The 19,982-nt window shown below is 49.8% G+C and carries 16 protein-coding genes; 6 read left to right on the top strand and 10 right to left on the bottom strand.

Going from position 1 to position 19,982, the window contains the following annotated elements; genetic code table 11:
- Positions 1 to 56: 56 nt before the first annotated feature.
- From odhB to sdhC, 6 genes are all read right to left on the bottom strand, one after another.
- A complete protein-coding gene (gene odhB / locus ACJJI7_RS01085) occupies positions 57 to 1,250 on the bottom strand; it encodes a 2-oxoglutarate dehydrogenase complex dihydrolipoyllysine-residue succinyltransferase (protein WP_282952690.1) in 1,194 nt (397 codons plus the stop codon).
- Between the two features lie 46 nt (positions 1,251 to 1,296).
- Positions 1,297 to 4,131, bottom strand: a complete 2,835-nt coding sequence (locus tag ACJJI7_RS01090) for a 2-oxoglutarate dehydrogenase E1 component (protein ID WP_020412680.1) — start codon at positions 4,129 to 4,131, stop codon at positions 1,297 to 1,299.
- 208 nt (positions 4,132 to 4,339) lie between these two features.
- Positions 4,340 to 5,044, bottom strand: a complete 705-nt coding sequence (locus tag ACJJI7_RS01095; protein ID WP_020412679.1) for a succinate dehydrogenase iron-sulfur subunit — start codon at positions 5,042 to 5,044, stop codon at positions 4,340 to 4,342.
- A gap of 19 nt (positions 5,045 to 5,063) precedes the next feature.
- Positions 5,064 to 6,836: a succinate dehydrogenase flavoprotein subunit gene (sdhA, locus tag ACJJI7_RS01100; RefSeq protein ID WP_282952689.1), complete on the bottom strand. Its 1,773-nt coding sequence runs from the start codon at positions 6,834 to 6,836 to the stop codon at positions 5,064 to 5,066.
- A 3-nt stretch (positions 6,837 to 6,839) separates the two neighbouring features.
- Positions 6,840 to 7,208, bottom strand: a complete 369-nt coding sequence (gene sdhD / locus ACJJI7_RS01105; RefSeq protein ID WP_026305008.1) for a succinate dehydrogenase, hydrophobic membrane anchor protein — start codon at positions 7,206 to 7,208, stop codon at positions 6,840 to 6,842.
- Positions 7,202 to 7,576 carry a succinate dehydrogenase, cytochrome b556 subunit gene (sdhC, locus tag ACJJI7_RS01110; protein WP_020412676.1) on the bottom strand — a complete coding sequence of 125 codons (375 nt, stop codon included), beginning with the start codon at positions 7,574 to 7,576 and terminating at the stop codon, positions 7,202 to 7,204. The genes sdhD and sdhC overlap by 7 nt, the downstream gene beginning before the upstream one ends.
- 437 nt (positions 7,577 to 8,013) lie before the next feature.
- On the opposite strand from sdhC, the gene gltA reads away from it, so the two are divergent.
- The 5 genes from gltA to ACJJI7_RS01135 all read left to right on the top strand — a co-directional run bounded on the left by gltA (position 8,014) and on the right by ACJJI7_RS01135 (position 14,631).
- Positions 8,014 to 9,303: a citrate synthase gene (gene gltA / locus ACJJI7_RS01115; protein WP_020412675.1), complete on the top strand. Its 1,290-nt coding sequence runs from the start codon at positions 8,014 to 8,016 to the stop codon at positions 9,301 to 9,303.
- Positions 9,304 to 9,611: 308 nt separating this feature from the next.
- Positions 9,612 to 10,148, top strand: a complete 537-nt coding sequence (locus ACJJI7_RS01120) for a hemerythrin domain-containing protein (protein ID WP_282952687.1) — start codon at positions 9,612 to 9,614, stop codon at positions 10,146 to 10,148.
- 538 nt (positions 10,149 to 10,686) lie between these two features.
- The gene (locus ACJJI7_RS01125) at positions 10,687 to 12,717 is read left to right on the top strand and encodes an FAD-dependent oxidoreductase (RefSeq protein WP_444901126.1); all 2,031 of its coding nucleotides are present in this window, start codon (positions 10,687 to 10,689) and stop codon (positions 12,715 to 12,717) included.
- Positions 12,718 to 14,070 carry a cytochrome c3 family protein gene (locus tag ACJJI7_RS01130; RefSeq protein WP_282952684.1) on the top strand — a complete coding sequence of 451 codons (1,353 nt, stop codon included), beginning with the start codon at positions 12,718 to 12,720 and terminating at the stop codon, positions 14,068 to 14,070.
- 12 nt (positions 14,071 to 14,082) lie between these two features.
- Positions 14,083 to 14,631: a Tll0287-like domain-containing protein gene (locus tag ACJJI7_RS01135; protein ID WP_020412672.1), complete on the top strand. Its 549-nt coding sequence runs from the start codon at positions 14,083 to 14,085 to the stop codon at positions 14,629 to 14,631.
- A gap of 502 nt (positions 14,632 to 15,133) precedes the next feature.
- Here ACJJI7_RS01135 and ACJJI7_RS01140 read toward each other — a convergent pair.
- Positions 15,134 to 15,355: a DUF3820 family protein gene (locus ACJJI7_RS01140; protein WP_282952683.1), complete on the bottom strand. Its 222-nt coding sequence runs from the start codon at positions 15,353 to 15,355 to the stop codon at positions 15,134 to 15,136.
- 151 nt (positions 15,356 to 15,506) lie between these two features.
- On the opposite strand from ACJJI7_RS01140, the gene ACJJI7_RS01145 reads away from it, so the two are divergent.
- Entirely contained in the window at positions 15,507 to 15,776 is a 270-nt protein-coding gene (locus ACJJI7_RS01145) for a YMGG-like glycine zipper-containing protein (protein ID WP_020412670.1), read from the top strand.
- A 177-nt stretch (positions 15,777 to 15,953) separates the two neighbouring features.
- Here the strand turns inward: ACJJI7_RS01145 and ACJJI7_RS01150 are convergent, their stop codons facing one another.
- From ACJJI7_RS01150 to ACJJI7_RS01160, 3 genes are all read right to left on the bottom strand, one after another.
- Complete coding sequence (locus tag ACJJI7_RS01150; protein ID WP_020412669.1) at positions 15,954 to 16,139, bottom strand: hypothetical protein; 186 nt, start codon at positions 16,137 to 16,139, stop codon at positions 15,954 to 15,956.
- A gap of 1,153 nt (positions 16,140 to 17,292) precedes the next feature.
- On the bottom strand, positions 17,293 to 17,667 hold the full coding sequence (locus ACJJI7_RS01155) for a VOC family protein (RefSeq protein WP_282952682.1): 375 nt from the start codon (positions 17,665 to 17,667) through the stop codon (positions 17,293 to 17,295).
- 226 nt (positions 17,668 to 17,893) lie between these two features.
- Entirely contained in the window at positions 17,894 to 19,942 is a 2,049-nt protein-coding gene (locus ACJJI7_RS01160; RefSeq protein WP_282952681.1) for a TonB-dependent receptor, read from the bottom strand.
- Positions 19,943 to 19,982 lie beyond the last annotated feature (40 nt).

Raw genomic sequence — 19,982 nt, forward strand, 5'->3', positions numbered from 1 at the left:
CAGATATTTCTAATGCAGTGTGATCGAGGGGCCCCATAGGCCCCAGAACTTATTTTTTAAACTTCGAGCAAGATACGCGCTGGATCTTCGATCATTTCCTTGATCGCTACCAGGAAGCCAACCGCTTCTTTACCATCGATCAGACGGTGGTCATAGGACAGCGCCAGGTACATCATCGGCAGGATTTCCACCTTGCCATCTACCGCCATTGGGCGCTCCTGGATCTTGTGCATACCCAGGATTGCAGTTTGCGGCGGGTTCAGGATCGGAGTAGACAGCAGGGAACCGAATACACCACCGTTGGTGATGGTGAAGGTGCCGCCGGTCATCTCTTCAATAGACAGCTTGCCATCGCGAGCGCGCACGCCCAGATCGCGGATATTGTTTTCCATATCCGCCAGGCCCATATTTTCGGCGTTACGCAGAATTGGCACAACCAGGCCTTTCGGCGAGGAAACCGCTACACCGATATCCTGGTAACCGTGGTAAACGATATCGTTGCCATCGATAGACGCGTTCACCGCCGGGTAGCGCTTCAGAGCCTCCACCGCAGCTTTTACGAAGAAGCCCATAAAGCCCAGGCGAGTACCGTTGTGGGTCTTCTCGAACAGGTCTTTGTAGTTCTTACGCAGGTCCATGACCGGCTTCATATTCACCTCGTTAAAGGTGGTGAGCATGGCGGTGGACTGGGATGCATCCAGCAGGCGCTCGGCAATACGCTTGCGCATGCGGGTCATAGGAACACGCTTCTCTACGCGCTCACCCGGGGTCACAGCCACTTCGGCAGCGGCGACGGGGGCAGCAGCTGCAGGTGCAGTACCCGCTTTCATGACATCTTCTTTGAGAACACGGCCACCTTTACCAGTACCTTCCACACCAGCCAGATCAACGCCTTTTTCGGCCGCCATTTTCTTGGCGGACGGCATGGCGATTTTCTCACCGGCAGCGGGTGCTGCAGATTCAGCAGCAGGTGCTTCGGCCTTTGCTTCCGCCGGAGCGGCAGCGGCGCCGGCACCCGGCTCAAACTTGGCGATCACTTCATTGGAGAGAACCGTATCGCCCTCGTCCTTAATGATCTCGGAGAGAGCGCCGTCTGCCGGCGCAACCACTTCCAGTACCACTTTGTCGGTCTCAATATCCACGATCAGTTCATCGCGGGACACGGCTTCACCGGGTTTTTTATGCCAGGTGGCGACAGTACCGTCCTGAACGGATTCCGGGAAAGTTGGCGCTTTAATCTCGATCGTCATTTTTCCTGTTTCCTGAGATTGTCTCTGCTTAAAATACTGCCGCCCGTTACTTGACGGTCAGCGCCTCGTTGATGAACTTATTCTGTTCTTCTAAATGGGTGGACATATAGCCCGCCGCAGGTGCCGCCGACGGGGCGCGGCCCACGTATTCCAGGTCCAGCTTCGGATGCGTTTCCGCCAGCAGGCGACGCAAGTGATGCTGACTGTGGTACCAGGCGCCCTGGTTCATGGGCTCTTCCTGACACCAGGCAACACTCTTAATGTTCTTAAATGCGGATACCGCATCCACGAACTCCTCGTCCGGGAAGGGGTACAGCTGCTCGATACGTACGAACGCCACATCTTCCTGTTCGCGCTCCATGCGCGCTTCCAGCAGGTGGTAGTACACCTTGCCGGAACACAGGATCAGACGTTTAACCTTTGCCGGGTCCACCCCCTGGTCTTGAATCACATTTTGGAAACGACCTTCAGCCAGTTCTTCCAAGCTGGAAGTAGCGAGCTTGTGACGCAGAATCCATTTAGGGCTCATAATCACCAGCGGGCGGCGCATCGGGCGCACCGCCTGGCGACGCAGCAAGTGGAAGATTTGTGCCGGGGTAGTGGCGTTACACACCTGGATATTGTGCTCGGCACACAGCTGCATAAAGCGCTCGAGACGCGCGGAGGAGTGCTCCGGACCCTGGCCTTCATACCCGTGTGGCAACATCAATACCAGGCCGCACATACGACCCCATTTGTGCTCACCGGAAGTAATGAACTGGTCGATCACGACCTGGGCGCCGTTGGCGAAGTCACCGAACTGAGCCTCCCACACCACCAGGGATTTTGGCGTGGTAGTGGCATAGCCGTATTCGAATGCCAGTACCGCTTCCTCAGACAGCAGGGAATCGTACATGTAGAAAGGCGGCTGGTCCTCGAACATATGCTGCAAAGGCACATAGCTCTGGCCGTCTTTCTGGCTGTGAATTACCGCATGGCGGTGAGAGAAGGTTCCGCGGCCCACGTCCTCACCGGTAAAGCGGACCATAAAACCCTCTTCCAGAAGGGTGCCGTAGGCCAGGGTTTCCGCCATACCCCAATTAAGCGGCAGGGCGCCACCGGCCATCTTGCGGCGATCATCATAAATCTTGGAAACCTGACGCTGCATCACAATGCCATCGGGCACCGTGGTCATACGATTGGCGACGTCCTGAAGTTTCGGCATTGCGAAACCGGTGTCTGCAGGCACCTGCCAGTCGTGGCCCAGGTAGGGACTCCAGTCTACAAACATGGACGAGTCCGGCTGCTTAACCAGACCAGTGGCCACATCTTCACCCGCATCCAGCTTATCGCGGTAGTCGTTCGCCAGCTTGTCCGCTGCAACCTTGTCCAGGATGCCCTCTTCCACCAACTTCTCGGAGTAGAGAGTGCGAGTGGTTTTGTGCTTGCGGATGGTCTGGTACATCAGCGGCTGGGTGCCGGATGGGTCATCGGTCTCGTTGTGACCGCGACGGCGATAGCAGACCAGATCGATGACGATGTCTTTCTTGAATTCGTAACGGTAATCGACAGCCAGCAGAGCCGCCAATACGACCATTTCCGGATCGTCGCCATTCACGTGCAGCACCGGTGCATCGATCATTTTGGCGGGATCGGTGGAGTACTCAGTGGAGCGGGCATCTTCGCGCTTGCTGGTGGTAAAGCCCACCTGGTTGTTCAGTACGATGTGCACAGTACCACCGGTGTAGTAACCGCGGGTCTGGGACATCTGCAGGGTTTCCTGCACAACACCCTGGCCGGCAAAAGCCGCGTCGCCATGGATATTGATCGGCATTACCTTCTCACCAGCAGCATCTTTGCGGCGGTCCTGACGGGCGCGCACAGAGCCAACCACTACAGGCGCACTGATTTCCAGATGCGATGGGTTAAAGGCAAGGGCCAGGTGAACTTCACCACCGGGGGTCATTACGTTGGAGGAGAAACCCTGGTGATATTTCACATCACCAGAGGTATCGAGGGTTTTCTTACCTTCGAACTCCTGGAACAGATCCGCAGGGTTCTTGCCGAGGATATTCACCAGGGTATTCAGGCGGCCGCGGTGGGCCATGCCGATCACAATTTCCTTCACCCCGTAAGTGCCGGAGCGGCGGATCAGCGCATCCATCATCGGGATCAGGCTCTCACCTCCCTCCACACCAAAGCGTTTGGTGCCTGGGTATTTGGAATCCAGGTGACGCTCCAGGCCTTCTGCGGCAGAGAGACGCTGTAGAATTTCAATTTGGATATCGGTGCCAAAGTTAGCCTTGGACTGGCTGCGCTCCAGGCGCTGCTGGAACCACTGCTGCTCTTCCAGATTGGAGAGATGCATGATCTCCGCACCCAGATTGCCACAATAAGTCCGCTCCAAGCCCTCTACGATTTCACGCAGGGTCGCCTCTTCTTTGCCAAGGAACAGGCTACCGGTATTGAAGGTCGTATCGAAATCACCTTCAGTCAGGCCGTGGTAGCTCAACTGCAGGTCGGGCACCTGTTCGCGGGCCATCAGGCCGAGCGGGTCCAGGGTAGCTTTCTTATGGCCGCGATGGCGGTAGGAATCGATCAGCTGCAGAACCTTGATCTGCTTGCGCTCGTGCTCAAGATTAATAGAGCCGGAACCGGAGCCTGGTGCCGCCACAGGGCGGGCGCGATGCTTGCTGAGCAGTTCGAAGTGCTGGCGCACTGCGGCGTGGGAAACGTCGCTGCTACCGCCAACGCGGGGGAGGCTGTCGAAGTAATTGCGCCACTCCTCCGGTACACCGTTGGGGTCGTGCAGATAGGTCTCGTAAAGCTCCTCCACGTAGGCGGCATTGCCCCCGGAGATATGGGAGCTACGCCACAGCTGCTCCATGGTACTTTCGTGCATTTTGATGCCTACCTCGATTGCAGTGGGCTCTTATTTGCCTAAGCCACTGCGCTTTCCTTTCACTCACAAAAGGGGAGGCGCATAAAGCCACCTCCCCTTTTCAATTAGTTGCCGGTTCTCACCGGCTTTATCATTAGATAAGCGCCTTACCTGGCACCGGACCCACTACAAGTGGCCCCTAACGGGTCGATTAATGACCCGGATTCCCCTATACCGCACGCGTCAGCAGCATATTGCGAATATGGCCAATGGCGCGCGTTGGGTTCAATCCCTTTGGACACACATTCACACAGTTCTGGATACCGTGGCAGCGGAATACGCTGAAAGGATCGTCCAGGTTTGACAAGCGCTCGTCAGTGGCCAGATCGCGACTGTCCGCCAGGAAGCGGTAAGCCTGCAGTAAGCCGGCCGGGCCTATAAACTTATCCGGATTCCACCAGAAAGACGGGCAGGCAGTGGAACAGCAGGCACACAGGATACACTCGTACAGGCCATCGAGCTTTTCGCGATCTTCTGGAGATTGCAGGCGCTCAATCGCCGGAGCCGGAGTGTCATTTTGCAGGTACGGCTCGATCTTTTTGTACTGCTCGTAGAACTGCTCCATATCCACGACCAGGTCGCGGATTACCGGCAAGCCGGGCAGCGGACGCAGGACCAGCTTACCTTTAGGGGCAGCTTCAGACAGTGGCGTAGTGCACGCCAGGCCATTGCGGCCTGAAATATTCATACCGTCGGAGCCACACACACCCTCGCGACAGGAGCGGCGGAACGACAGGGTCGGATCCTCGGCCTTCAGCAGCTCCAGAACATCCAACACCATCAGGTCCTTGCCCTTGGTGTCCAGCTCATAGTCCTGCATATACGGCGCTTTATCGGCTTCCGGGTTGTAACGGTAAATGCTTACTTTCAACATACTCTATTCCGCTCCCGAATCAGTAGGTCCGAGCTTTCGGTTCAAAGGCTTCCATGGTGTTCGGTGCGAAGTTTACCGCACGCTTGCCGACACGTTTCTCAGCCGGGAAATACATGGAATGACACAGCCAGTTTTCATCGTCGCGCTCCTGGAAGTCTTCGCGGGCATGGGCACCGCGGCTCTCAGTGCGGGTCTCCGCGGCAATTGCAGTAGCCTCAGCAACTTCCAACAGGTTCTGCAGCTCCAGGGCTTCAACACGGGCAGTATTAAACGCGCGGCTTCTGTCGTCCAGGCGCACATTTTCAATACGCCCACGCAGATCAGCCAGCTTCTTCACACCTTCTGCCATGTAGTCGCCGCGACGGAATACGCCGAAGTGATTCTGCATCACACCCTGCAGCTCTTTGCGCAGGTCGGCAGCTTTCTCGCCGGTTTCGTTGGTTTCCAGACGGTTCAGACGAGCCATAGCGGCTTCGATATCGGACTCGGAAGCTTCGCGGTGCTCGATACCTTCGCGCAGGGCCTTCTCGATAAACAGGCCGGAAGCCCGTCCGAATACCACCAGGTCCAGCAGGGAGTTGCCACCCAGACGGTTAGCGCCGTGCACGGATACACAAGCAACCTCGCCACAGGCATAGAAGCCGTCAATGATCTGGTCGTTGCCGGCAGCGTCCTGGGTCAGGGCCTGACCGTGAACGTTGGTGGGAATACCGCCCATCATATAGTGACAGGTCGGCACTACCGGGATCGGCGCCTTAACCGGGTCGACATGTGCAAAGGTCTTAGATAGCTCACAGATACCGGGCAGACGGCTGTTGAGCAGCTCTTCACCCAGGTGATCAAGCTTCAGGAATACGTGATCGCCTTCCGGACCACAACCGCGACCGTCGAGGATCTCCAGCACCATGGAGCGGGCTACAACGTCGCGGGACGCGAGGTCTTTCGCATTGGGGGCGTAGCGCTCCATAAAACGCTCGCCGTCTTTGTTGATCAGGTAACCACCCTCACCGCGACAGCCTTCGGTCACCAGAACACCGGCACCATAAATGCCAGTTGGGTGGAACTGCCACATCTCGATGTCCTGAACCGGCATACCGGCACGCAGGGCCATACCGACACCGTCACCGGTATTGATGTGTGCATTGGTGGTGGAAGCGAAGATACGACCGGCACCACCGGTAGCGAATACGGTCGCCTTGGACTTGATAAATACCACTTCGCCATCTTCGATGCACATGGCGATAACACCAACAACGGCACCATCCTGGTTTTTCACCAGGTCAATGGCAAACCATTCATTCAGAAATTCGGTTTTATGTTTTACGTTGTTCTGGTACAGAGTGTGCAGCAACGCGTGGCCGGTGCGGTCAGCAGCGGCACAGGTACGGGCAGCCTGACCACCACGGCCGAAGTCTTTGGACTGGCCACCAAAAGGACGCTGGTAAATACGGCCTTCTTCAGTACGGGAGAACGGCAGGCCCATGTGCTCCAGTTCGAACACGGCTTCCGGACCTACGGAACACATATATTCGATCGCTTCCTGGTCACCGATATAGTCGGAACCCTTAACGGTATCGTACATGTGCCAGCGCCAATCGTCATTGGGGTCGGAGCTGGCGATCGCACAGGTAATACCGCCCTGGGCGGACACTGTGTGAGAACGGGTTGGGAATACTTTGGTAATTACCGCAGTCTTGTAACCTGACTGGGCCATCTGCAGGGCAGCGCGCATACCAGCACCACCACCGCCAATTACAATCCCATCAAAAGAAATAGTACGCATATTCGCCATTGTTTATACACCCCAAAGAATTTCAATGCCCCACACCGTGTACAACACGGCAACCGCAGCCAGAACCACTTCTACGAACAAGCGCAGAACAGTGGCTTTACCGCCCATCATCCGATTGGTGATGTAATCGGTAACCACGGACCAGAGGCCAATCCAGGCGTGAATAATGGTGGAAAGCAGAGCAACCAAGCTGAATACGCGCATCCAGCGCTGGGCGAACAGCTCAGACCAGGCTTGGTAGCCAAAGTCTTTAGTGAAAAAGATAAAGCCCACTATAAAGAGGACATACGCGAGCAGTATCACTGCGGTAACTCGCTGGTAGAGCCAGTCGAAAGTGCCGCTACGGCCGAAGCTAGTTACTGTTCTTACCACAACCATACTCCCACTAAAAGAATAAGGATTACACTCACCACCAGCACCGTAATAGCACTGCGACGGCCGCCCTCAAGGCTCTCACCCATACCCATATCCATAAACAGGTGACGCACACCCGCCACCAGATGGTATATAAGAGCTGCCAGAGAGGCCCATAGGATGAGCTTGGCTGGAATACTATTAAATGCTGCCGCGACATCGGCGAAGCCTTGCTCTGATTCCAGACTGGCATCGAGCATGCAGAGCAGAAGCGCTACAACGGCGAAGAGCACAACGCCAGAAATTCGATGCAAAATGGAAACCAAAGCGGCAGCGGGAAGCTTTATAGTGGAAATGTCTAAATTGACAGGTCTGTTTTTGTTCACAGGAAAAACACCTTGTTGCCCTGAACGACCGGGCGCCCGTTAGCTTTTCAATGGAGGGACGAGCTGCTTGCTGATCACTTTGCACTCGACCTGTTGAAGCCTTGTACAAAGTAGCCGTACCATGGCGCAAGCCGCGCGGATTATAGGCATTCAATAGTCAAAACACAACGAACGCCTGGGAAACTGCCGGCTTTGGCGGTCTTCATGACCTGTCATTTGGCGCCGCGGGATTTCCGCAGATTTTCACGCCTCACTCCAGGCAAAAGCTCTACAGGCCCGCCCTGTCGCCAGATATCCTGTTGCCCGCAGACTGACCGTCCACTCCTTTTGGTTTGACAATTTGAGGCCCGGCACTTAAGTTTGGCCCGCTCAAAAGGCTGCCAGCACCCGAAAATCCTAGGAAAAGGCCGCCATAAGAACAGTTTTAGGAGTCCGCAATGTCCGATAAAAAAGCGCAACTCACAGTCGATGGTATCGACGGCGCGATAGAGATGCCCGTACGATCTGGCACCCTCGGCCCAGATGTTGTCGATGTCGGCAACCTGACCGGCAAAGGCTTATTCACCTATGACCCGGGCTTCGTATCCACTGCCTCGTGTGAATCCAAGATTACCTTTATCGATGGCGGCAAGGGCCAACTGCTGCACCGCGGCTACCCCATCGAACAACTGGCAGAAAAATCCGACTACCTGGAAACCTGCTATCTGTTAATGAACGGCGAACTGCCAGATGCCGAGCAGAAAAAGAAGTACGTAGACACCATCATGTCTCACACTATGGTACATGAGTCCCTGGTTAGCTTCTTTAAAGGCTTCCGTTACGACGCCCACCCAATGGCCATGATGTGTGGCGTAGTAGGCGCCCTCGCCTCCTTCTATCACGACTCCCTGGATATCAACAATCCACAGCACCGTGAAATTTCCGCACACCGCCTGATCGCAAAAATGCCAACCCTGGCTGCCATGTGCTACAAGCATTCCCAAGGCATGCCCTTCATGTACCCGGATAACAGCCGCAGCTACTCCGAAAACTTCCTGCACATGATGTTTGGCAACCCTTGCGAAACCAGTAAGGTCGATCCGGTTGTCGCCAAGGCGATGGATATCATCTTCCTGCTGCACGCAGACCACGAGCAGAATGCCTCCACCTCTACTGTGCGCCTGGCCGGCTCCTCCGGCGCCAACCCGTTCGCATGCATCTCTTCCGGTATTGCCGCCCTGTGGGGACCTGCACACGGTGGAGCCAACGAAGCTGTACTGAACATGCTGCAGGAAATCGGTGATGAGAGCCGCATCGATGAGTTTGTTAAACGCGCCAAAGACAAGAACGACCCCTTCCGCCTGATGGGCTTTGGCCACCGCGTTTACAAGAATTTCGATCCGCGCTCCCGCGTAATGCAAGGCATCTGTGATGAAGTTCTGGGTGCTATGGGTGCAGAGAATGATCCGCTGCTGAAGATCGCCAAAAAGCTGGAGAAAATCGCCCTTGAGGACGATTACTTCGTGGAGAAAAAGCTCTACCCGAACGTAGACTTCTACTCTGGCATTATTATGAAAGCGATCGGTATTCCCACCGATATGTTCACCGTAATCTTTGCCACTGGCCGCACCGCAGGCTGGATCGCCCACTGGAATGAAATGATTTCCAACCCGTACAAGATTGGCCGCCCGCGCCAGCTCTACACTGGCTACACTCAGCGCGACTATGTCCCCCTGGAACAGCGCTAATTAGCTCCCCAAAAAAAGCCCGGTATCACCGGGCTTTTTTATGCGTCTTGAACAAATAAATATTCAACACAATTTTAATAGCGCAATAGTGGTTTCACGCAAAAAATGTGACGCGCACCTCATTTTTTAAATTTTGCTCAAATCCCCTTCCCTATTTGGCAGTAAATAAGCTGTCATCCAATGTAAAATCCGCCGCTCCCCGGCCATAGCGAAATAACACTGCGTTCCCACTCGGCAGTTACTTTCCATCCGCGGAACTCCTTACTCGTACAAACACAAAACCACAATACTAATTAAGGGCACAGCATATGCTTAGCTTTATCTCCGGTATGTTCCGAAGTAGCAAGTCGGAAGAGTCTGCCGACCTGGAAGAAAAATACACCCGCAGTACCTATGCCGGCTCCAAGGGCGCCCGCACAATCTCTTATGACCCAACATTAATTAAAGCCCTGGAAGACGATCACCGTCACCTGATCGGAATTTTTCAGCGTATGTGGTCTGAGGGTTTTGAAAAACAGAACTACCGCCAGCTATCGCAACTATTAACCCAGTTTAAGTCTGGCTTTCAAGCGCACCTGATCAAGGAAAACGTGCGTTTCTATGTCTATCTGGAACAAGCACTGGCCGGCGATGCCCACACGCTGCAGGTAGTTAAAGACTTTCGTACTGACATGAACGAAATTGCCAATGCTGTGGTGCAATTCTGTAAGCGCTACAACCACGAGGCATTTACTCCAGAGATGGTTCGCGATTTTAAGATGGACTACCAAAAGATTGGCGAAGCACTTACTCGCCGTACTGCATTGGAAGAAAAAGAACTCTACGTTCTTTACCAACCCTCCTGACAAAAGCTTCTCCAATCAGTGGAATATACTGTTACTTCAGCTCTACAGGAATTGGGCGCAAGCCGCTGAGTAAGCAACAACTTATTGAATAAAAATCCACGGGAATTTCACTGCGGCCCACAAGGACGGGGCGCAATTTCCCAACCCTCAGAAAATAAAGCACCACTGCATCTCCACTTAATCAAAGACTCACTAGAAAATAGTTTCTTACAGGCTCCCCCCACTAAAGCAATTTGTCAAAATTCATCGAACAAGCACCTGCTCTACTTATTTGCAATTTGGGCAAGCCCCAAAAAAGTGCGCAATTACAATAACTTAATAAAACTTTCCATCCAGACCTCCCTTAACTTCCTATTCTCTATCGTCATTCTTATTCAACACTAGACGTTTATTTAATTTTGTTTAAACATAGGGGAATTAGAATTTAAAAAAAATTTCCGCGATGGGATATTGGTCTAAGAAGTTCTGATAGCTTTGTGGCTTAAAAACAAGAATGACAAAAAGGCCAGTAGTAAAAGCCGGAGTACTTGGGGGAAATATGACTGAACTAGAAAGTTCAGCTGCTCGACAATATACGCCAGATAGCACCCACACCAGTGATAGCAGCTATCCGATTTATGTGATTGTGGGTACCGGGCCCGTCGGGGTCCGCTGCGCACAAAAACTCCTGGAATTCTGTGACGAAGCTCAAATTGTTATTTATGGAGCAGAAATAGAATCACCTTATAACCGAGTAAAGCTCTCACAATATCTCTCTCGCCATGTGGATCGGGAGGAGCTCGACAACCCAATCCTCGGAAAGACTGATCACAGGCTTGCCGAATATATCGATCGGAAAATTGTGGCGATTGATCGCGCAAACAAAACGGTCACCGATGCCGAGGGCAATATACAACCCTATACCAAGCTGATCCTTGCTACAGGCTCCAATCCGACCATTCCTCAAATCCCCGGAGCGAACCTACCCAGTGTTTATCCATTTCGCAGTCTGCGTAACACGAATGACCTGATTGCCCTACGTGAGCGCCACGCGGACATTTGCGTTATCGGCGCCGGTGCGCTCGGGCTTGAAGCTGCAACCGCACTAAAGACCCCAAAAAATTCCGTCACCCTACAATCACGCGGTAAATTACTCAGTGGCCTGCTTGGTGAAGAGGGAGAGGAGTTTCTGAAGTCCTCCTTGTCAGCACTCGGCGTTGAACTTAAAGTCGGCGATGCCCTTAAGGCGATTGAGCAGCACGAAGAAAACAACATTCTGCAGTTTTCTGATGGTGAGTACCTGAACGTAGATGCCATAGTTCTATGTACGGGTATCCAGCCTGAGGTCACACTCGCCCAACAAAGCGGTCTGGAAACCGAGCGGGGAATTGTTGTTAACGAGTGGATGCAAACCTCCGATCCCGACATTTACGCAATTGGAGAGTGTGCTGAGCATGACCGTAAGGTTTATCAGCTGGTGCGCCCCGGTTATGAACAAGCTGAGAGTTGCTGCTCACATATTCGCCGCAATCATGGCGGTGAGGTGCTAGAGCGCCCCTACTCCGGAAGTTACACCGATATCCAGCTTAAAATTGCCCATATTCCCTGTGCAATTATTGGGGATGTCGCCTCGGACAATCTCAAGCAAGGGGATGATGTACAGAGCTACATCTACCGCAACCGCTTCAAGGGAATTTACCGGCGCCTGTTTGTCAGGGATGGGCTTATCCTCGGCGCCGTCTATATTGGTAGCTGGGATGAGGCCAGTAGTCTGCGCCAAGCCGTGGCCCAGGAAGAAAAAATTAGTCAACGCGCCTTCAGTGACTTCGAAAGTGAGGGGCGTCTATTTGGCAAGAAAAAAACCAATAGCATCAAGGATTTTCCTGATGGCTATCTGGTGTGCCAATGTAATTCAGTCAGTAAAGGGGAACTTTGCAAAGCCATTTCTGATGGCAAGCGCACTCTCAACGAGTTACAGCAGGCCACCACCGCGGGTTCTGTATGCGGCAGTTGTCGCCCTCTGATGGCAGAGTTATTGGATGCTCCTGTTCCCAACCTGGTGATGCGCCATGCCAAAGGTATACTAATTACCTCGCTCATATCATTACTCCTCATAGCGCTGGCATTTTTGATGCCCTCCCCCCCAGTCTCAGACACCGTACAATCGGGACAACTCTGGGACAAATTGTGGTATGACAATTTCTGGAAGCAGGTTACCGGTTACAGCATATTAGTGCTGTGTATATTTACTGCCGCTCTCAGTGTACGCAAGCGCTGGAAAAAAATAACTCTCGGGCATATGGACCATTGGCGTTACGCACACAGTTTGATTGGCGTTGTCGCCCTTGCAACACTTGCAGTGCATACAGGGTTTCGCCTTGGGAAAAATCTCAATCTGGTCCTGATGTTGGTGTTTTTGGGGGTAACTGCAACCGGCTCACTGGTCGGTGTCTTTATGGCTCGCAATCATCACTGGACGGATCTCAGGCTGCGCGAACACCGCAAGTGGTGGTCTCGCATTCACTACGCCCTGCTCTGGGCGCTGCCGGTACTCCTTGCTTATCATATTCTCGCTGTTTATTACTTCTAAATGAAATCTTATCAATTTAAATTCTGGCATTACGGCCTGTTGCTGACGCTCACTGTTGGTTCATTGGCTGCGTACAACCTAACCGTAGCCGATAAGTCATTATTCGTAACCGGTGAGCCTACCCATGGGCACCATCAAATAGAACTCGCATGTACTTCCTGTCACGCAGATGGTTTTGCTGGACAAGATGCAATCCAGAAGTCCTGCCTGAACTGCCATGCGGAAGAACTGGAGCTCGCCGACGACTCCCATCCGCGGAAGAAGTTTCTCGATCCCAGAAATGCTCAATTACTAGAGACTCTTGATGCGCGTCAGTGCATTAGTTGTCACACAGAACACAAGCAGGAAATTACTCGTGAAATGGGTGTAACCCTAGCCGGGGATTTTTGCTTCCACTGCCATAGCGATATTGCCGAGGAACGCAGTAGTCACCAGGGTATGGGCTTCGAAACCTGTGCCAGTGCCGGCTGCCATAATTATCATGACAATGGCACTCTCTATGAGGACTTCCTGATTGCCCATGTTGGGCAACCCGACCTTCTTGATGAGGCAAAACTGCCAGCACGCACCGCAATGGCTGCCTGGTTGCGGAAAAACCCGAACAAAGAACCGCTGCAATTGACTCATGCTGACCTGAAAGTTGAAAGTAGGAGTACAGAAATTGCAGCTGCTTGGGCGCAAAGCGCTCACGCTCAGGCAGACGTGAATTGCACCAGCTGCCACGCCGACGGGAAAATGCAATTTAACAGTGTGGAAATTCTTGAGCAGTGTGCCAGCTGTCACAGCGAGCAGAAAGAGTCTTTCACCCAAGGCAAACATGGCATGCGCCTCTCTTCCAAACTGCCCGAAAATTTTGCTGAACAGGTCGGCGCCATGTCTCCTCAACTGGCCAGGACTCCTATGCAGAGTAATGCATCAGGTGAGTTAAACTGTATCAGCTGTCACGGCCCTCACGAAGTAGACCTGCAATATGCTGCAGTAGAGGCATGCCTCAGTTGTCATAGTGATGAGCACAGCCTGGCCTATAAAGAGTCCCCCCATTTTAATGCGTGGGAGTCTAACCCCGAGCAGGGTGCCAACTGTGCAAGCTGCCATCTCCCACGGGAAGCCCATAGTGAACAAATCGTGGTGAATCACAACCAGAACCATAATCTCCGCCCCAACGAAAAAATGTTACCGGTTTGCCTAAATTGCCATGGGGCTGAGTTTTCCTTGGCAGCAATGGCAGACAAAAAATTGATCTCTCAGAATTTCAAGTATAAACCTGCGGATAAACACGAGACATTTGACTTGATTCGTGACCGTATTGCGAAGATTTCCAACAGCAAAAATAAGCAAACACAATCCCAATAGGAGGGGAACACTATGCGTATTGCCGCTTGTTTTATCGCCGGACTGGCACTGCTCACTGGCTGCGAAAAAAATCAGGGAGTTGCGCCCGAGCGAATGGCGGATGCCATCTTTGCCGTGATTGAGGCGGATCGAGCAAACTACACCAACAAGGTAGTTAACCGTTTGCAGAATGAAGAGAAAATTCTGGACGCTGACGAACACTGGCAGGATAAAAAATTACTGCCGCTACCCGCGCAAATGATGCGTATGGGAGCCGAGCGTGTTGCAGAAAAAGACTCTGGTTTTAACTATGCCCTGCTATCCCTTTGGCCTGTTAACAAACAGAATAAACCGCGCACTGATATGGAAAAAGAAGGGCTACAGTATGTAATCGATAACCCAGGTAAGAATTTTTACGGCCGTGAAAAACTGGGCGACACAGAATACTTTACTGCAGTCTATGCTGATGTCGGCGTATCCCCCGCTTGCGTCAGCTGCCACAATGACCATGTGGACAGTCCACGAGACAACTTTGAGCTCGGAGAAACTATGGGTGGTGTAGTTATCCGTATCCCGCTCTGACTTAAAAATAGCACAATCTTAAAGGGGCCTTCATTGGGCCCCTACGCCTTCCTATGCTCAACGCATCAGTACTTGGGCCCGTCAAGTCCTACTTTATTTCTGATTTTTCGCACAATCTCCAACCAATCAAATTTTTTAGGAAAACTAAGCACCTAACTCATAAGAGTTGGGCGAATTGAGCGCTTTCGCGGACCGAGATCAGCAACTTAAATTTGAGCTGCTTACAATTAATTAGCGGCCGAAATCATTTCGACCGCTCCCTCTTTCAATTGACTGGCTCTACTCCCGCTGCAACCTCGCTGAAATCATTCAGACCAGTGGTCACCCGCTGTGGGCCTATTTCCGGGTAAGTCCAGTCTCCATTACGGACCGCTTATTGTTTCACTTCGCTCCGCGAAGCACACCTAGGCATTAATATATTAGTCACTCAAAGAGGGATATCAAAGAAGATACATATTGCACTTAAGAATTTGGACAAATAGGAAAAACTTATAAAAGCTTTTCAAGTGTTACTTTGCTTTAATGGGGTGATAAGCCCCTGCAACCCTTCAACTTTGATTTCCAAAGTCAACGCCATCAGTTGCCCCAGTCTACCCTCGGGAAATCCTTTTTGGGAGAACCAAAGCAAATACTCTTCAGGAAGATCAATAAGCGCTCGCCCCGTATATTTGCCAAAAGGCATCGGCGTCCGCGCTACCTCTATTAGGTACTGTTTTTCAAACATATCAAAATCCGACAAAACTTCACTTTTGTGCTATAGCAAGCTCTCGCCCTGGAAATTTGTTGCTGCTTTCTGCCCACCTTACACTGGCTCCGAAATTGTTCGGCCTAATCCGCCGTTCCTATACCTCAGGCAATTACTAACAGAGGTGCCTATGCGTATTAAAGCTATTAAATATCTCAGCCTGGCAGCTGTGCTCAGCGCTAGCCTGGGAGGCCAAGGCTGTGCCAATATGAGTGATACCGACCGCCGAATAGGCACCGGGGTTGGCATTGGGGCCGTTACCGGCGCCCTGATTAGCGGCGGACGTCCAGGCGGTACCGCTGCAGGGGCAGTTATTGGGGCTGGAGCCGGCTATCTCTACGACAGGGAGCGCAAACGTAGAGACTACTATCGTTATCGCGGTCGCTACTATCGCTACTAATTTACTGCTATCGATCCAGGACAGGAACAGACAGTCAGTAGATAATGGTCTACGGGTGGGTGCAGCTTAAAGCCGCCCCCACCCTTAATGTTAAGAAAAGACGCTTCCCCAACCATTAAAGGAGTTGTCTAATCACATTGATTCAACCTGGACAGAAATTACCGGTGGGAAACATCCTTAGAGTAACCGGGTCTTATTTTTTCCACAGCGCTCACAACGATACTCAGTGACCAGCTTTCCCTGTTTAACATCAAACTTACGCTCGGTGATCACCTTCCATTTATGGAAACCCTCTCTACACAGGGTTTTCCCCTTGTGTTTCTGCCAGGCAGTTTTCTTTTTAAAAGGGATTACATCTCCCATATATTTTCACACATCATATTTTGAATTCTAACTATCATTTGGAATAATAAAAACTGAACTCCAGTTAAAAAACTAGCAAATGTATGCTTCCGGAGCGGAGCCTAGGCCACGCTAAAATAAGACGTACTATAACTATTCATCGTTAATCTTGGCAAGCATATACAAGCTTTTATCATATGACTAAGAATCAATTGACCGAACAGTCAACTTCTATTCTCTCTTTAAAGCTAAGAGCCCCATAAACATACAAAGCCTACTTAATCTTAATATTCTAAAGCTAGTTAAATCTCTTGAATGAGAGGCTTATGAGCGAAGCTGGCAGAGAGGTTAACCTTGACTCCACCTATCAACTGAAGCATCAATAGTAAAGACTCTAATTGGCAGTCAGAAGCTTTACGATTTAATGAATAGAGCCCACCGTAAAATCAACTGACATTTTGAATATTAATTTTTACCAAAATACCTGTTTTCAACTTCTTTCTTAAGTGTAAAATTTAAATACCGGTGCATTAATGTAATTCTCTCTATGCCTTGGTAATAGCCGAGAATTTTTACTGGAAAGACCTAATAAACTATAACGCCCTATATATGTAGATTCATCAACCTTATCAATATGGATTAAGATTTTAATTTTGGATAATTGTTTGAGGATAACGTTAATAAAAACTTGCTTAGTGGTGTTACGAATAAAATTAACTAGACTCCGGGTATTCGGTATGGGTCCCATACTACCCAGAAAAACTCTCAAAAAAATGAGTAGTCTAACTTAAGAACCGCAATATTGCCTCTAAAATCAATCGGCTTAACGGTAATCAATTGCATTCAAAATAGTCATTTTCCTACTTCACATCTCCCAACCACTTTCTCTAAATTTGTGATCTTGATCTTATTCGGAAATTGATTTTTATCAATCGACAATTCCAGTATTCACAAGGGAATTGTTTGCCTACGAGAATCCTTCTGGCTAGGAGGTTGGAGTTTCTACCCACGCACCCAATCATATTTTACAACTGCACTGCAATGGACAATCAATTACTCCAACTGCAGTGCAACTTGATTAAATACACATGAAATCACTAAAAACCAAGCACCTTGTGAAAACTTCAATTAGACGAAGAAAACACAAAACTCTTCACAGAATATTATTTAGTACTTAATCTACAGGACATACTCGAATTATATGGCCATCTGGATCTTCAACAAGAAAAGTACGGCCAAAGACCTCATTGTAAGGTTCTTTCGCAAACTTGATTTCGGTATTCTCTCGCCAATTCTCATAAAGAGAATCTACATCTTCACTAGAAGGCAACATAATACCAATCTCAGAGAAACGAGGGGTATCAGCATTTGGCTCTGCTCCCCCTGTCCAAAGGGCAAATAATGCTTCGCCATCCGCTGCAAATGCCACATAACGAGGACTGGAAAATATCGGATCTGAATTGAAAAGCATTTTGTAAAAGCCCGTTGAACGTTCAATATCAGACACGTAGATAAGTTGAAGATTAGGTTTGGGGGATACTTTAATCATATAACTTCACTTCCCTAAAGCAGGTTAAAAAATCCTGTACCAAATTAATTATACAAGGCCTAAAAATCAGCAGCAAGAATAGTTTTATCGCTGGATGCTGATATCTATAGAAAATAAATAAATAAATTTTAATAGCGTACAATCAAACAAAATCAATATATTTTAAACACTAAGGTCGCTGATTACATTGCACAGTCAAAAATTCGAGCATTGGAAAATTACAACTCTAAATATTAACAACAAACTCCGTACCGAAAATTCGTCCCTTATTTAAAATTGTAAATGTCGATTCCTGGCTATAAATTGGCATACTGGTATTAAGGCCTTCCGTTACTTCATTAAGAAGATTACGGCCATAAAGCGAAAACTTCCAGCCACCATCAGCTGGTTCTATCGAAAGGTTCACTTCGAGCATATCTGCCGCGCTCAGCACACCGCGATTGTTATCGTCATAGAATTGTCTGTCCCGGTGATTGAAAGCAACACTGCCACTGAAAATGCCAATAGAGCCAATATCTTGGGAATAGATTACCGAGGCACCATAACTCCAAGGAGCTAAACGCGGCAGGCTCAGCTTCTTATCAAAACTATTAATTTCCCCATCTTCATTAAGATCATAAAATATATGTGTATATTTATCATCCATATATCCAATATGACCAGTAAATGAAATTTTGTTCGATAGGTATACTTGACTTTCTAACTCAACACCCAATATCTGTGCATCCGCAGCATTAGTTATTGTTTGAAAAGTAACATTATCCTGTCCTATAAAGGAAATTTCCCTCTGAAGATCGTGAATCTCGTTATAGAAAGCCGATAAATTAACTCGTGTGGTATTTGAGAAATCTTTTTTGACACCAACCTCATAGGCATCCTGTTTTTCTGGATCGAATGGGCCAGGAATTGTGGTATCGTTATTACGGAAATTGTAGCCACCACTGCGAAATCCGCGAGTCCAAAAAGCGTAAACCTGAGTATCATCATCTGGTACCCATTGAAACCCAAATTTTGGAGTATAGGCTTTCCACTCTTCATTGTCATTGAACGTCACATTACAACTTTGTCTCATGAGGCTGCATCCACTAGGCACGAGATCTGCAAGGGCCGCTTCTTTTTCTTCGTGGGTAAAGCGAATACCTGCATTTAATAGCCAATTTTCAGATAAGTGCCAATCTGTTGAAGCAAAAAAGCCCAAAGTTTTATAGGTCTGATCCCCACCACCAGTTAAACGTAACGCTCCAGTATTCACCAACCGGTCTTCGATATAGTCAATATTCTGAGTAAAGTAATAGATACCCGCGGTCACGTCTACTAAGTTAAAAGTACCTGAGTAACGCAGCTCATTACTGAATTGCTCCTGGTCAGTCCATGTTTCAGCATGAGCACCTATAATTGGAGAAGAATCAATATCCGATAAGGTACCGGCTTCGTACTGACGCCAGGCAAAAACGTTGGTGAGAACACCATCTCCAAGTGCAATATTGATATTGCTCTCCGATACTGCGCTTTTCCAATCAACATCGGAATACCCGGGTTCATCAATTTGAATGTCGAATTCGCCCAGTGCCGCAATGTCCCTGTTTTGGTTGGCAGGACCATCTCCCTCCATTTGACCCAACTCCAACTTTAGGATCATTTGTAGTCCATCCAGAGGGTAAGCATTTAATGCATGACGAATAATTTTGGTCTCAGAGCGACCGTGCCGGTCACCGGTGTGTGTGTTTTCAAACCACCCAGAATCGTCGGAGTAATAGGCGGCAATCTTAGCATTTAAAAGATCGTTAATTACCGGTCCAGACAGCACTCCACTAGTGATCTTTTTTGTTCCACTTTCAAGAGCAAAACGCCCATTAGCTTGTAATTCATCACCTGGGACTGTTGTATTTAATAGAATTGCACCGCCAGTAACGTTTCTACCGAACAAAAGTCCCTGAGGGCCACGCAATATTTCTATGCTCTGTAGATCAAAATTGTCAAAAAGCACACCACCACTAATGCCCAGATACATACCATCGACAAAAACACCAACTGTTGGATCAATAGAAGGTATAGAGCTATTGATACCAAGTCCACGTATGGAGAAATTTGCATATCCAGGAAAAGTACCAATATCATCAAGGGATACATTCGGCACACTGTATCCCAAGTCACCCAAAGAAGTTACATGCCTATTTTCTAGTTGAACATTGTCAAATGCGGTGACAGCTGTAGGAACATCTTGAATACTAATCACCGTCGTTTTCTTCATTGCCGTAACTACTACTTCGTCCATGACTGAGTTCATGTTGGCTGTCGCGCTATTGGTTATGGTT

The organism is Microbulbifer variabilis (genome assembly GCF_056232115.1).

Excerpts from the sequence above, each read along its gene's own strand:
- odhB (WP_282952690.1), bottom strand. The coding sequence starts at position 1,250 with ATGACGATCGAGATTAAAGCGCCAACTTTCCCGGAATCCGTTCAGGAC.
- ACJJI7_RS01090 (WP_020412680.1), bottom strand. The coding sequence starts at position 4,131 with ATGCACGAAAGTACCATGGAGCAGCTGTGGCGTAGCTCCCATATCTCC.
- ACJJI7_RS01095 (WP_020412679.1), bottom strand. The coding sequence starts at position 5,044 with ATGTTGAAAGTAAGCATTTACCGTTACAACCCGGAAGCCGATAAAGCG.
- sdhA (WP_282952689.1), bottom strand. The coding sequence starts at position 6,836 with ATGGCGAATATGCGTACTATTTCTTTTGATGGGATTGTAATTGGCGGT.
- gltA (WP_020412675.1), top strand. The coding sequence starts at position 8,014 with ATGTCCGATAAAAAAGCGCAACTCACAGTCGATGGTATCGACGGCGCG.
- ACJJI7_RS01120 (WP_282952687.1), top strand. The coding sequence starts at position 9,612 with ATGCTTAGCTTTATCTCCGGTATGTTCCGAAGTAGCAAGTCGGAAGAG.
- ACJJI7_RS01125 (WP_444901126.1), top strand. The coding sequence starts at position 10,687 with ATGACTGAACTAGAAAGTTCAGCTGCTCGACAATATACGCCAGATAGC.
- ACJJI7_RS01130 (WP_282952684.1), top strand. The coding sequence starts at position 12,718 with ATGAAATCTTATCAATTTAAATTCTGGCATTACGGCCTGTTGCTGACG.
- ACJJI7_RS01135 (WP_020412672.1), top strand. The coding sequence starts at position 14,083 with ATGCGTATTGCCGCTTGTTTTATCGCCGGACTGGCACTGCTCACTGGC.
- ACJJI7_RS01140 (WP_282952683.1), bottom strand. The coding sequence starts at position 15,355 with ATGTTTGAAAAACAGTACCTAATAGAGGTAGCGCGGACGCCGATGCCT.
- ACJJI7_RS01145 (WP_020412670.1), top strand. The coding sequence starts at position 15,507 with ATGCGTATTAAAGCTATTAAATATCTCAGCCTGGCAGCTGTGCTCAGC.
- ACJJI7_RS01150 (WP_020412669.1), bottom strand. The coding sequence starts at position 16,139 with ATGGGAGATGTAATCCCTTTTAAAAAGAAAACTGCCTGGCAGAAACAC.
- ACJJI7_RS01155 (WP_282952682.1), bottom strand. The coding sequence starts at position 17,667 with ATGATTAAAGTATCCCCCAAACCTAATCTTCAACTTATCTACGTGTCT.
- ACJJI7_RS01160 (WP_282952681.1), bottom strand. The coding sequence starts at position 19,942 with ATGGACGAAGTAGTAGTTACGGCAATGAAGAAAACGACGGTGATTAGT.